Origin of the sequence: Mycobacterium sp. 663a-19, from assembly GCF_035616495.1 — a bacterium.
GTDB lineage: Bacteria > Actinomycetota > Actinomycetes > Mycobacteriales > Mycobacteriaceae > Mycobacterium.
In genome coordinates this window covers 682,710-694,925 of sequence record NZ_JAPJAV010000001.1, presented here as the reverse complement: position 1 = coordinate 694,925, position 12,216 = coordinate 682,710, and the positions used below count along the sequence as shown (strand labels likewise).

Annotated in this window: 10 protein-coding genes; 5 read left to right on the top strand and 5 right to left on the bottom strand. The window is 69.7% G+C overall.

Translation table 11 applies throughout. The annotated features are described in order from the left end of the window. Position 1: 1 nt before the first annotated feature. On the bottom strand, positions 2–1,672 hold the full coding sequence (locus tag OQ968_RS03470) for a hypothetical protein (RefSeq protein WP_324674644.1): 1,671 nt from the start codon (positions 1,670–1,672) through the stop codon (positions 2–4). 7 nt (positions 1,673–1,679) lie between these two features. Beyond that, positions 1,680–3,545: a putative bifunctional diguanylate cyclase/phosphodiesterase gene (locus OQ968_RS03465; RefSeq protein ID WP_324674642.1), complete on the bottom strand. Its 1,866-nt coding sequence runs from the start codon at positions 3,543–3,545 to the stop codon at positions 1,680–1,682. Positions 3,546–3,773: 228 nt separating this feature from the next. Between OQ968_RS03465 and OQ968_RS03460 the strand changes: the two genes are divergently transcribed. From OQ968_RS03460 to OQ968_RS03450, 3 genes are read left to right on the top strand one after another with little or no spacing between them, the layout of a single operon-like run. Then, a complete protein-coding gene (locus OQ968_RS03460; protein WP_324674640.1) occupies positions 3,774–4,943 on the top strand; it encodes an NAD(P)/FAD-dependent oxidoreductase in 1,170 nt (389 codons plus the stop codon). Beyond that, positions 4,940–5,836, top strand: coding sequence for an RNA polymerase sigma-70 factor (locus tag OQ968_RS03455; protein ID WP_324674638.1), 897 nt, complete (start codon positions 4,940–4,942; stop codon positions 5,834–5,836). Before OQ968_RS03460 ends, OQ968_RS03455 begins: the two co-directional genes overlap by 4 nt. Positions 5,837–5,885: 49 nt before the next feature. Further along, complete coding sequence (locus tag OQ968_RS03450; protein ID WP_324674636.1) at positions 5,886–7,133, top strand: aminodeoxychorismate synthase component I; 1,248 nt, start codon at positions 5,886–5,888, stop codon at positions 7,131–7,133. On the opposite strand, the gene rsmI is transcribed toward OQ968_RS03450, so the two are convergent. Further along, on the bottom strand, positions 7,130–7,972 hold the full coding sequence (gene rsmI, locus OQ968_RS03445; RefSeq protein ID WP_324674634.1) for a 16S rRNA (cytidine(1402)-2'-O)-methyltransferase: 843 nt from the start codon (positions 7,970–7,972) through the stop codon (positions 7,130–7,132). The two genes, OQ968_RS03450 and rsmI, sit on opposite strands and share 4 nt — an antisense overlap. Before the next feature lie 25 nt (positions 7,973–7,997). Here rsmI and OQ968_RS03440 point away from each other — a divergent pair, with 25 nt between their 5' ends. After that, positions 7,998–9,584, top strand: coding sequence for a dolichyl-phosphate-mannose--protein mannosyltransferase (locus OQ968_RS03440; RefSeq protein ID WP_324674632.1), 1,587 nt, complete (start codon positions 7,998–8,000; stop codon positions 9,582–9,584). Positions 9,585–9,686: 102 nt separating this feature from the next. On the opposite strand, the gene arcA is transcribed toward OQ968_RS03440, so the two are convergent. Next, positions 9,687–10,895 carry an arginine deiminase gene (gene arcA, locus OQ968_RS03435; RefSeq protein WP_324674630.1) on the bottom strand — a complete coding sequence of 403 codons (1,209 nt, stop codon included), beginning with the start codon at positions 10,893–10,895 and terminating at the stop codon, positions 9,687–9,689. Positions 10,896–10,953: 58 nt separating this feature from the next. On the opposite strand from arcA, the gene OQ968_RS03430 reads away from it, so the two are divergent. Then, on the top strand, positions 10,954–11,550 hold the full coding sequence (locus OQ968_RS03430; RefSeq protein ID WP_324674628.1) for an alpha-ketoglutarate-dependent dioxygenase AlkB: 597 nt from the start codon (positions 10,954–10,956) through the stop codon (positions 11,548–11,550). Positions 11,551–11,556: 6 nt separating this feature from the next. Here the strand turns inward: OQ968_RS03430 and OQ968_RS03425 are convergent, their stop codons facing one another. Continuing rightward, on the bottom strand, positions 11,557–12,213 hold the full coding sequence (locus tag OQ968_RS03425; RefSeq protein WP_324674626.1) for a DUF5642 family protein: 657 nt from the start codon (positions 12,211–12,213) through the stop codon (positions 11,557–11,559). Positions 12,214–12,216 lie beyond the last annotated feature (3 nt).

Here is a 12,216-nt window from a genome sequence, read left to right as displayed (position 1 = left end):
GTCATCGACCGTTCGCCGTCGTGGACTCGCGCGGAATATCCAGCGTCGCAACCGGATACAGACCCGAGCCGTCGCGACCGTCCCGGGCCAACGCCATCGGGGCGTAGTTCACCACGTGTGACGCGCCCGGCTTGTGCTGTTGCCAGTCGACGGATGCGCGCAGCGTGTAGTGCCCCGGCGCCAGGCCCGTCAGGTCGACGCGCACCGACTCGGTCGACGGCGCCGGGACCGCCTCCTCGCGCGATTGGCTGGAATCGTCGTGAACAAGCGTCTTGAGGTTCACCGTCGCCGGCAGGGTCCGGACCACGGCTCCCGAGAAATCGATCAGCTTGTAGCCGGGCGACCACTGCTCCGTTGCGGCCGCGGAGCCGTAGTTGGTCCAGACGACCGAAATGCTCGCCACCCTGCCCTGGATCGATTGCGACCCCGGCCGCGCCTCCACCGAGTACTGATAGCCCGCGGAGGCGTTGGCCTGGGCCCACAGCGCATACAGGTTGGGGTCCATCGCCGAAGTCGCGTCCCGGTCCGGGAATTTGGTGCTCGACGTCATCGACACGTGGTACCTGATGACATCGTGCAGGCCCTTCTCGTAGTAGGCGCGCGGGTCGGTTCCGTTCGGCATCCGGCACCATTCGCTGATCACCGGCGCCGAGGTCAGCCGCTGCTTGATCGCGTTGACGACGGCATCGTTGGACCGCACATAGTGTGAGTCGCCGGCCTCGGCCCAGGCCGGCAACGGCGCCTGCACGCCCAGGCAATCCGCGCGGATGCCCACCGGCGCGGACAGTTTCTTGGTGACGTCGTCGCCGAGCAACTCGCGCACGATCTCCGGGTTCTGCGGCGTGACCACCAATTGCGTGTGGGGGAACGCGTTTGCGTTGGCCGCGACCAGCCGCCGGATGGACGCGGCGGTGATGCTCTGATCGCGAAACTGGCTGTAATACCCCAACATCGACACGCTGTCGTCCGGCGACGGGCCCGGCGCCCCCAGCGAATCACGCAGATAGGCGATGTCGTTGCCGCTGGCGTCCCCGTAGCCGGAGAACTCGAAAACACTGAGCCGCTCGTCGCCGTCGTAGCGGCGGCCCAGCGCGGCCAGCAGCTGTCCGAAGGCGTCCAGGTAGCCGGGGTTGTTCCAGTCGGGCACCACCTGCGTCACCCCCGCCGTGTTCGGCGGCCCCGGGTAGCTGGTGGCCACCGAGCGCATCCAGTCGGGGATCGCGATGTTCGCGTTGTCCGAATAGGAGTCGTTGCAACACGAGTCGTAGGCGTACACGCGAAGGATCAGCCGCATGTTGCGGCTGGACAGCTTCGCCAGCGCGTCGTCGATGACGCTGAAGTCGAACTTGCTGTCGTCCGGCGCGTCGGGCGGCAGCGTGCGCGGATCGGTAGGCTGCAACCGCCGCCACGACACGCGCAGGCTCGCGTCATACGACGCCGGCCAAGCCGGGTACCGCTGCTGGGCCGGATTGCCCTGCGGGAAAAGGGGATTCAAAAGACCTTCGTACTGTCCGCGCAGCGGGTTGGCGATCGCTTGAACGCTCGGCGGGATGGCCGGACTGATCATCGCGGAAAACGGCCCCGGGTTGGGATGCCCGCCGCACGCGTCCAGCATCAGCGTCACCGCGCACAGGGCAACGGCCAGCACACGTTTCATCGATGGAGCGAACATCGGTGCGTCAGATCACGCCCAACGACAACGCCTCGCGGTCGGCGAGGAACGGCATCGGCATCCAGCGCGCGGCGAGCAACGCCTCCATCGCATCGCCCGGAACGGGACGCGACAACAGGAATCCCTGCGCGCGGTGGCACCCGTGTTGCATCAATGTCAGTGCGGCAGCGGGTGTCTCGACGCCCTCGGCGACCACCTGCAGGCCGAAGGCCTCGGCGAGCCCGATGATCGCCCGCACTATGGCGAGGTCGCCGGCGTTGTTGCCCAGGTCGCGAACGAACCCGGTATCGATCTTGAGCATGTCGACCGGCAGCGACTTCAGGTGCGACAGAACGGCGTAACCGGTGCCGAAGTCGTCGATGGCGATCTGGACCCCGACCTCTTTGAGCTCGGTCAGGGTCTTGCGAGTGGTCTCGATGTCGTGCACCACGGCCCGCTCGGTGATCTCCAGGCAGATCGATCCGCCGTCGATGCCGAATTCGTCGATGGTGTCGGCGACACTGCGAACGAATCCCCGAGTGATCAATTGCACGGGCGACACGTTGATGCGCAACACGGCGCTCTGCCCGACACCGTTGGCCCGCCACCGGCTGAATTCCGCACAGGCGCTTCGCATCACCCACTGGCCCAGGTCGGCCGCAAGATTCGTCGTCTCGGCCACCCCGATGAACGAATCCGGCAGCAGCAACCCCCAGATCGGATGCCGCCAGCGGACCAATGCCTCCGCGGCCACGATGGCACCCGTCCACAGGTCGACCTCGGGCAGGTAATGCAACAGCAGCGCTTCGCTCTCGATATCGCCTCGCAAATGCAGCTCGATGTCGTTGCGGAAGGCGCTTTTCAGCGACATGTCATCGTTGAACATCGCAACCTGGTTGCCGCCCCCGCGCTTGGCGGTCAGCACGGCCTCGTCGGCACGGCGCAGCAGTTCGGCGACGTTGTCACGCCCCGGTATGCCCATCGCCAGCCCGATGCTGGCGGTGCGGGTGATCATGTAGCCCCCGACGGCCAGGCGTTCGTGCAGCATCGCCCCCATCCGACGGGCCAACGACTCCGCGGTGCCGGTCGACATCGGCTGGTCGGGGATGACGACGAACTCGTCCCCACCCAACCGCGCGATAAAGCTCTGAGGGCCCGCGCAAACCCGAATGCGTTGCGCGAAGACCTTGAGGAACCAGTCACCGGCGGCGTGGCCGAGGTAGTCGTTGATCGGCTTCAGCCGATCGAGGTCGAGATACAAGACCGCGACCGGCCCCGTCCTTCCCTCCGCAAGCCTTTCCGAGAGATGCGCCACGAGCGCCCGACGGTTGTACAGGCCGGTCAGATCGTCGTGGTCGGCCAGGTGGCGCAGCTTTTCTTCGGCCGCGAGACGGGCTTGAAGCTGCGCAAACAGCGCGGCGACGGCTTCGAGGGTGTTGATCTCCGTTTGGTTCCACTTCCGTGCGCCGAGCTTGACGAAGCCGAGTATGCCGGTGACCGTGTCGCCCGAGACCAGGGGCGCGGCCGCCACCGAGGGCGAGGGGTGCCCGTTGGCCCGGTGCAGCCAGCGCTGCAGGAAACCGCCATCCTGCTCGCCGCGCATCACTACCGGTTTCCTGCTGCGCTCGCATTGGGCGAGCACCGGGTCGGTGCTGGTGAAGTGGATGACGGCGATGGGATCCGGGTCCGGAACGTCAGTTCGCGGCGGCCATTCCGCAACCAACACCGAGGCCCGGATCTCCTGGTCGTTGTGGCGCAGGAAGCTGCTGTCCATGTCGAATTGCTCGACAAGCTGCTCGAGGATCTTTTCGCTGACCTGGGTCGCGGTGGATCTCGTGGCCTGCATCAGCTGGGTGGCTACGGAGGTGACGACGAGATCCAGACTGCGCGGCACGGGCTCCTCCGACGTCGGGCAAATATCCCGTCTGGGCGGCTGGCCCAATCAGTATGGCGAAGCGTATCATGCGCGACCCGGCCCACCCGACGTTCCGATCGGCCTGAAAACGAACGGTTTCGAGCGCGACCTGGCAGTGAGACAGCTCACAATCCGGCCCCGGCCTGTCACACCCGCCCGGTCCGCGGTGTCTCAAGGGCACTAGGCCCGCGAGAATAGGAGACACAAATGAGCGAGGTCGCCCGCAAGAGAACCCATGTCGTCGTTGTCGGCGGCGGATACGCCGGAACCCTGGCCGCGAATCACTTGCGGCAGCGTCCGGACATCGATATCACCCTGATCAATTCCCGTCCGGTCTTCGTCGAACGGATTCGGTTGCACCAGTTGGTCGCCGGCACCGGCGTCGCGACCGCCGACTACGGCACACTGCTCGGTGACGGGATCCGGCTGATCGTCGACACCGTGGACCGCATCGAGGTCGGCGCCCGGCGGGTCCTGCTCGACTCGGGCGCCGAGCTGGCCTACGACTATCTGATCTACGCCGTCGGGAGCACCGGCGCGACGGCGCCCGAGTTCGCCTACTCGATAACCGATTTCGAGAGCGCGCAGCGGCTGCGGCACGCGCTCGCCGACCTGCCCACCAACGGCCCCATCACCGTGGTCGGTGGCGGGCTGACGGGCATCGAGACGGCCGCCGAGCTGGCCGAACGGGGACGCCCGGTGACGCTGGTCTGCGGGGCCATCCTCGGGCCGTCGCTGAGCAACCGGGGCCGGCGTTCGGTGGCCAAGCGCCTGCGCAAGCTCGGCGTGAACGTGCTGGAATCCGTTGCGGTGAGCCAGGTCCGCTGGGACGCGGTGGTGCTCACCGACGGCGTCGTGCTGCCCAGCGCCGTGACGGTGTGGACGGCCGGTTTCGCCGTGCCGGACCTGGCCGCGCGCAGCGGGTTGCGCACCGACGCCGAGGGCCGGCTGCTCACCGATGAGACGCTGACCAGCGTCGACGACGAGCGCATCGTCGCCGCGGGGGACGCGGCCGCGCCGTCGGGCCGGCCGCTGCGGATGAGCTGCCAGGCCGCCGGGCCGTTGGGCGCCCAGGCCGCCAACACCGTGCTCAGCCGCATCGCCGGGGAGGAGCCAGCGCCGCTCAACCAGGCGTTCGTCGGGCAGTGCATCAGCCTGGGCCGCGCCCACGGCGCCTTCCAGCTCGCGCGCACCGACGACACCCCGGTGAACGTGGTCGTCGGCGGCCGCAGCGCGGCGTCGATCAAGGAGGCGATCTGCAAGGGCACGCTGTGGGGCATCCGCCGCGAGGCCGCCAAGCCCGGCTCGTACTTCTGGCTCAAGGGCGGCAATCGGCCCGCCCAACTGGCGGCCGGCGAGCAGGTCGCACTGCGATGACCGCCACCGGTGAGCACGCCGAACGGTTCACCCTGCTGCGGCCGTTGCTGTTCACCATCGCCTACGAAATCCTGGGCTCGGCAACCGAAGCCGACGACGTGCTGCAGGACAGCTACCTGCGGTGGGCCGGGGTGGACCTGGCGACGGTGCGCGACACCAAGTCCTACCTGGCCCAGCTGGTCACCCGCCAGGCGCTCAACGCGCTGCGGGCCGACGCTCGTCGTCGCGAGGAGTACGTGGGGCCGTGGCTGCCCGAGCCGCTGTTGACCGACGATCGGGACCCGTCGACGGATGTCGTTCTGGCCGAATCGGTTTCGATCGCGATGCTGGTGCTGCTGGAGACGCTGAGCCCGGACGAACGAGCCGTGTTCGTGCTGCGGGAGGTGTTCGGTTTCGACTACGGCGAGATCGCTGCGGCGGTCGGGAAACCGGCCGCGACGGTGCGGCAGGTTGCGCACCGGGCCCGCGAGCACGTGCGGGCGCGGCGCAAGCGATTCGACGGGATAGACCCGCAACGCAACGCGGAGATCACCGCCCAGTTCCTGGCCACCGCGGCCAGCGGCGACGTGCAGGCGCTGATGACGATGCTCGCCCCGGACGCCACCTGGATGGCCGACAGTGGCGGCAAGGTTTCCGCCGCCCGCAGGCCGGTGGTCGGCGCCGAGCGGGTGGCCAGGGCGATCACCGGGCTGATGCGCCGGGGCGCGGCGGCGCTGCGCGTGGAGATGGTGACCTGCAACAGCGCCCCCGCGGCGTTGTTCTACCTCGGCGAGCGGCTCGAAGGCCTGATCACGCTGGAGATCGCCGATGACAAGATCACCAACTTCTACGTGATGCGCAACCCGGACAAGCTGGTGGCGCTGGCGACCGCTCGCGACATCAGCCGCGGCTGACGACCCGGGCCCGGCGCGCGCAAGTCGCGCGTTCTGTCAAGCTGGGTCGGTGCGAATCGACCGGCTCGGCGACCTCGGCGACGCGCCCTCGGTGCTGCGCGCCGTGGCTGCCGCTGCGTGCCGGTTGGGCCTGCCGCCGCCGGCCGCGCTGACCGGCGACTGGTTCGGCGCGCTGGCCGTCATCGCGCCGAGCCTGTCGGCCCGACCGGTCGGCGTCGACGACGCGTTCGCCGTCCCGTCGGTCGCGCAGCCGCCCGACTCCGGGGCCGTGGGCGGTGGCTGGGTCGGTTACCTGTCCTATCCCGACGGGGCCGCCGACGGCCTGCCGAACCGGATCCCCGAGGCCGCGGGCGGCTGGACGGACTGCCTGCTGCGCCGTGCCCGGGACGGACATTGGTGGTACGAAAGCCTGTCCGGGGCGCCGATACCGGATTGGCTGACCGCGGCGCTGGCCGCGCCGCCGGCGCCCGCGCGCGATTGCCGGATCGACTGGGCCGCGCCCGATCGGGGGGCCCACCGCGACGGGGTTCTCGCCTGCCTGGAGGCGATCCGCGCCGGCGAGGTCTACCAGGCGTGCGTGTGCACGCAATTCACCGGAACCGCCGCCGGGGAGCCGCTGGATTTCTTCGCCGACGGCGTCGCGCGCACCTCCCCCGCCCGGGCCGCCTACGTGGCCGGACCGTGGGGCGCGGTGGCGTCGCTGTCCCCGGAGCTGTTCCTGCGGCGCCGGGGTGGCGTCGTGACGTCCAGCCCGATCAAGGGCACCCTGCCGCTGGACGCCTGGCCGTCCGCGTTGCGGGCCTCGGCGAAAGAGGTGGCCGAGAACATCATGATCGTGGACCTGGTCCGCAATGACCTTGGCCGGGTGGCGATCACCGGCACGGTCACCGTGCCCGAGCTGCTGGTGGTGCGGCGCGCGCCGGGTGTCTGGCACCTGGTGTCGACGGTGGCGGCGCGTGTTCGGGCCGACCTGCCGACGTCGGCGCTGCTGGACGCCGCCTTCCCGCCCGCCTCGGTGACCGGCACACCCAAACACCGTGCTCGCCAACTGCTTTCGAGTTGGGAGCAGCGTCGCCGCGGGATATATTGCGGCACAATCGGTTTGGCGTCGCCGATCGCCGGGTGCGAACTCAACGTCGCGATCCGCACCGTCGAGTTCGACGCGGCGAGAGGCGCCGTGCTGGGGGTCGGCGGCGGGATCACCGCCGACTCGGATCCCGACGCCGAATGGGAGGAATGCCTGCACAAGGCGGCCCCGGTCATCGGCCTGCTGCCCCGCGCGGTGCCGGTCGGTTAGCCCGGCTCGCGGCGTGACCGCAGGACCGCGTCGTAGAGCTGGCGCGAGCGCACTCCCGGATGCGCGGCGGCCACCTCGCCGCAGGCGTCCTTGACGCGGGCGCCCGCCGCGACGAGCTCCTCCACGTCGGCCACCAACGACGGCAGGTCGGCGCGCGGGGTCGCGCCGGCCAACACGACGGTGATCTCGCCGAGCACGCCGCCGGCCGCCCAGCCGGCCAGCTCGTCGAGCGACCCGCGCACCACCTCCTCGTGCACCTTGGTCAGCTCGCGGCAGACGGCCGCCGCGCGCGCCCCGCCGAGCTCCTCGACGGCGTCGCGCAGGCAGGCGGCCAGCCGGCGCGGCGACTCGAAGAACACGACGGTGCGCCGCTCGTCGGCCAGCGTGCCCAGCCAGGTCCGGCGCGCCGAGCCCTTGCGCGGGGCGAAGCCCTCGAAGCAGAACTTCTCCGACGGCAGGCCGGACACGGCCAGCGCGGTCGTCACCGCGGAGGGCCCGGGCAGGCACGTCACCGGCAGCCCCGCGTCGACGCACGCCACCACCAGGCGGTAACCCGGGTCGCTGATCACCGGCATCCCGGCGTCGCTGACCACCAGCACCGTCGCGCCGGCCTTGACCGCGTCGAGCAGGGCGGGCACCCGCGCCGCCTCGACCTGGTCGAACAGGCTGACCACCCGGCCGCTGATCCCGACGCCGAGGCTTTTCGCCAGGGTCCGCACCCGCCGGGTGTCCTCGGCCGCCACCACGTCGGCACCGGCGAGCGCGTCGATCAGCCGCGGCGAGGCGTCCGACGGCCGGCCCAGCGGGGTCGCACCGAGCAACAGGCGACCGTAGGACATGACGGACAGCCTACGATCGACACCGATGTCCGCCCCGCCCCGCGAAACCTCCCTGAACGTGGAGGGCGCCCTCCAGGAGCGCGTCGTCCCCGTCGTCAGCCCGGGCCCGCTGGTCCCGGTCGCCGATTTCGGGCTCACCGACCACATCCGCGGCTGGGTCGTCACCGGCGTGATCGCGGTGCTGGCGGCGGTGACCCGGTTCATCAACCTAGGCTCACCGACCGATGCCGGCACACCGGTTTTCGACGAGAAGCACTACGCCCCCCAGGCGTGGCAGGTGCTGCACAACCACGGGGTGGAAGACAATCCCGGGTTCGGCCTGGTGGTGCACCCGCCTGTCGGCAAGCAGCTGATCGCGTTCGGCGAGGCGATCTTCGGCTACAACGGGGTGGGCTGGCGGTTCACCGGGGCGCTGCTCGGCGTGCTGATGGTCGCGCTGGTGCTGCGGATCGTGCGGCGGATCAGCCGATCGACGTTGGTGGGCGCCATCGCCGGGGTGCTGCTCATCTGCGACGGCGTCAGCTTCGTCACCTCGCGGACCGCGCTGCTCGACGGCTTGCTCAGCTTCTTCGTGGTCGCCGCGTTCGGCGCGCTCATCGTCGACCGGGACCAGGTGCGCCAGCGAATGCACGTCGCCCTCGTGGAGGGCCGCACCGGCGAAACCGTGTGGGGCCCGCGGCTGGGTGTGCGCTGGTGGCGCTTCCTCGCGGGAATCCTGCTCGGATTGGCTTGCGGGACAAAGTGGTCCGGCCTCTACTTCGTGCTGTTCTTCGCCGCGATGTCGTTGGCTTTCGACGTGGCGGCTCGGCGCCAGTACCAGGTGACCAGCCCGTGGCGCGGGGTGGTCCGGCGTGACCTGATCCCCACCGGGTACGCGCTGGCGTTGATCCCGTTCGCGGTCTACCTGGCCAGCTACGCGCCGTGGTTCGCCTCGGAGACCGCGATCGACCGGCACGAGGTGGGCCAGTCGATCGGCCCCCACTCCGTCGTTCCCCTTCCCGACGCCATTCGCTCGCTGTGGCACTACACGGCCAAGGCCTTCCAATTTCATGCGGGCCTGACGAATTCGGCCGGGAACTACCACCCGTGGGAGTCCAAGCCGTGGAGCTGGCCGATGTCGTTGCGACCGGTGCTGTACGCCATCGACCAGCAGAACGTGGCCGGCTGCGGGGCGCAGTCGTGCGTGAAGGCCGAGATGCTGGTGGGCACCCCCGCGATGTGGTGGCTGGCGGTGCCGGTGTTGCTGTACGCCCTGTGGCGATCGGTCGTGCGGCGGGACTGGCGCTATGCGGTGGTGCTGGTCGGCTACTGCGCGGGATGGCTGCCCTGGTTCGCCGACATCGACCGGCAGATGTACTTCTTCTACGCGGCGACGATGGCGCCGTTCCTGGTCATGGGGATCGCGCTGATCTGCGGCGACATCCTCTACTCCCCTCTTGCGGCTCGAGGCCCGGGTCAGAGCCCGGAGCGCCGGACGCTGGGCCTGATGGCCGTGAGTTTTTATGTCGCTTTGGTGGTGACCAACTTCGCCTGGCTGTTCCCGGTGCTCACCGGTCTGCCCATCTCGCAACAGACCTGGGACATGGAGATCTGGCTGCCCAGCTGGCGCTGACTTCACAGCCGCCACAGTCGCCGCGAAACTGCAACTAACGACGGCGCTACTCGAGAAATGCGTCGGCAGTTACAGTTTCGCGGCGGTGTCAAAGCGGTGCTGTCAAAGCGGGTCGCGGGCGACGGGGCAGGACATGCAGCGCGGGCCGCCGCGGCCGGTGCCCAATTCGGAGCCCGCGATGGTCAGCACCTCGATGCCGGCCTCCTGCAGGCGGGCGTTGGTCTGCATGTTGCGTTCGTAGGCGACGACGACCCCGGGGCGCAGGGCCAGCGTGTTGTTGCCGTCGTCCCACTGCTCGCGTTCGGCGACGACGGGATCCAGGCCGGTGTCGATGACGCGCAGCTTGTCGATCTCCATGGCCTTGGCCGCCGCCTCCAAGAAGGGGGTCTCATCGCTGATGCTGACGCCGTCGGGCGTGCGCTGAATGGTGAATGCCGAGAGCGTGTCGACGACGTTGGCGTACATCACCACGGTGTCGGTGTCGACCATGGTGCACACCGTGTCCAGGTGCATCTGCGCGCGCTTCTGGGCGATCGGCACGGCGAGCACCGTGTTGGCGAGGTCGTCGTCAAACAGGCTGCGCGCCAACGCCTCCGCGCCGGCCGGGGTGGTCCGCTCGCCCACCCCGACCGCGAGCACGCCGGGCGCGAGCAGCAGCACGTCACCGCCCTCGACCGGAGCGGTGCGCGACTCGTAGGCGCGCCGCACACCGGTGAAGCGCGGATGGTGCGCATAGATGAGGTCGGTCAGCGACGCCTCGCGAACCCGGGCCCGCAGCGCCAGCGTCGGGATCACGACCCGCGGCCCGATCCATATCGACGAGTCGCGGGTGAACACCAGGTTGGGCAGCGGCTCGATGACGAAGTCCCCGCCATGGTGCATGCGCAGCACCAGCGACACGTCGGTGCGGGTGTCGGGCGGGAGTTCGTTGAACGTCATCCCGGCCATCAGGACGTTGGCCAGCAGCACCGGGTCGAGGCCCCGCAGGTAGGCCGAAAGCTCTTGCGCCAGAGGCGTTCCGAGCCGGCGGGCATCGACCGCGGCGGCAACGCCCTGCATCCGGGCGGCCCCGCTGTGGCTCAGCGCCTCGGTCAGCAGGTCGGACAGCAGCAGCACCTCCACGCCGGCCGAACGCAGCAGCTCGGCGAACCGGTCGTGCTCCTCCTGCGCGCGGGCGACCCACGGCAGCCCGTCGAACAGCAGCTGGTCGTTGTTGCGCGGGTTGAGCCGCCGCACCTCGGCCCCGGGGCGGTGCAGGATGGCGACGCGCAGCGTGCCGACCTCGGAATCGGTGCTCAGCTCAACACCCACAGTTCAAACCGTAGCCGGTCACCTTCTGATCGAACGGGTGTGCGATAGACTGGCCGGCGTGAGCATCGCGGTCCAGGGCTCGCTGTTCCAACACACCGAGCGCAGACAACTCGGTGACGGCGCCTTCATCGAGGTCCGGGCCGGCTGGTTGAAGGATGCCGACGACCTGCTGCAAGCCCTGCTGTCGACGGTGCCGTGGCGGGCCGAGCGCCGCCACATGTACGACCGGGTGGTCGACGTCCCGCGGCTGGTGAGCTTTCACGACCTCACGGTCGAGGACCCGCCGCACCCGCTGCTGGCGCGGCTGCGCGTGCGGCTCAACGACATCTACGCCGGCGAGCTCGGCGAGCCGTTCACCACGGTGGGGTTGTGTTGTTATCGCGACGGCTCGGACAGCGTCGCCTGGCACGGCGACACCATCGGCCGCAGCAGCTCCGAGGACACCATGGTGGCCATCGTGAGCCTGGGCGCCACGCGCACGTTCGCGATGCGCCGGCGCGGCGGCGGCCCGTCGCTGCGGCTGCCGCAGGCACACGGCGACCTGCTGGTGATGGGCGGGTCGTGCCAACGCACCTGGGAGCACTCGGTGCCCAAGACGTCGTCGCCCACCGGTCCGCGGGTCAGCATCCAGTTCCGGCCCCGCGACGTCCGCTGAGCACGGTCAGCTCCGAACCGCGGTCACCGCCTTGACGAGCAGGTCCCGGGCGCGCTGCGTGTCGACCTTGGCGACCGGCTGGTCGGGCACCACGAGCGGATTGGCGATGACGATCACCTGGTAGTCGCCGAACTGGGCGGAGTAGTCGTAGAGCTCGCCGGTGCGGGCCGTGCTGCCGACGAGCGCCTGCAGGACGCGGTGCACCCCGAACGTGTGCGTCCCGTCGATGTGGGGCGCGTCGATCACCTCGAGGCCGCCGCGCACCTGCCCCCCGGAGAACGCCACCTTGGCGCAGTCCTTTCCCGGGTCCTCGACGGGCACCGGCTTGGACGTTTCCACCGCGATGACGACGTATCGGTTGCCGTTGCCCTCGGCCGACACCGCGGCCATATTGCCCTGCAGGTCCGGCGGCATCGTCGGCCCGAGCGCCGTTTTCGCGCAGTTGGGGGGATCGAAGTTGAGCCCCTCGGGCAGCTTGCGGGCGGACAAGAACTTGGGATCGATTGCCCGTTCGCTGATGTCGGTGACCTTGAACTCGGGACCGAAGCTCGACTTCACCCCGGAGACCTTGGCGATATCGGCCCTCGTCGAGGCGGTATCGGTACCCGATGAGCAGCCGGCGAGCACACCCACCGATGCGATCGCCAACACCACCTTCAACATCGT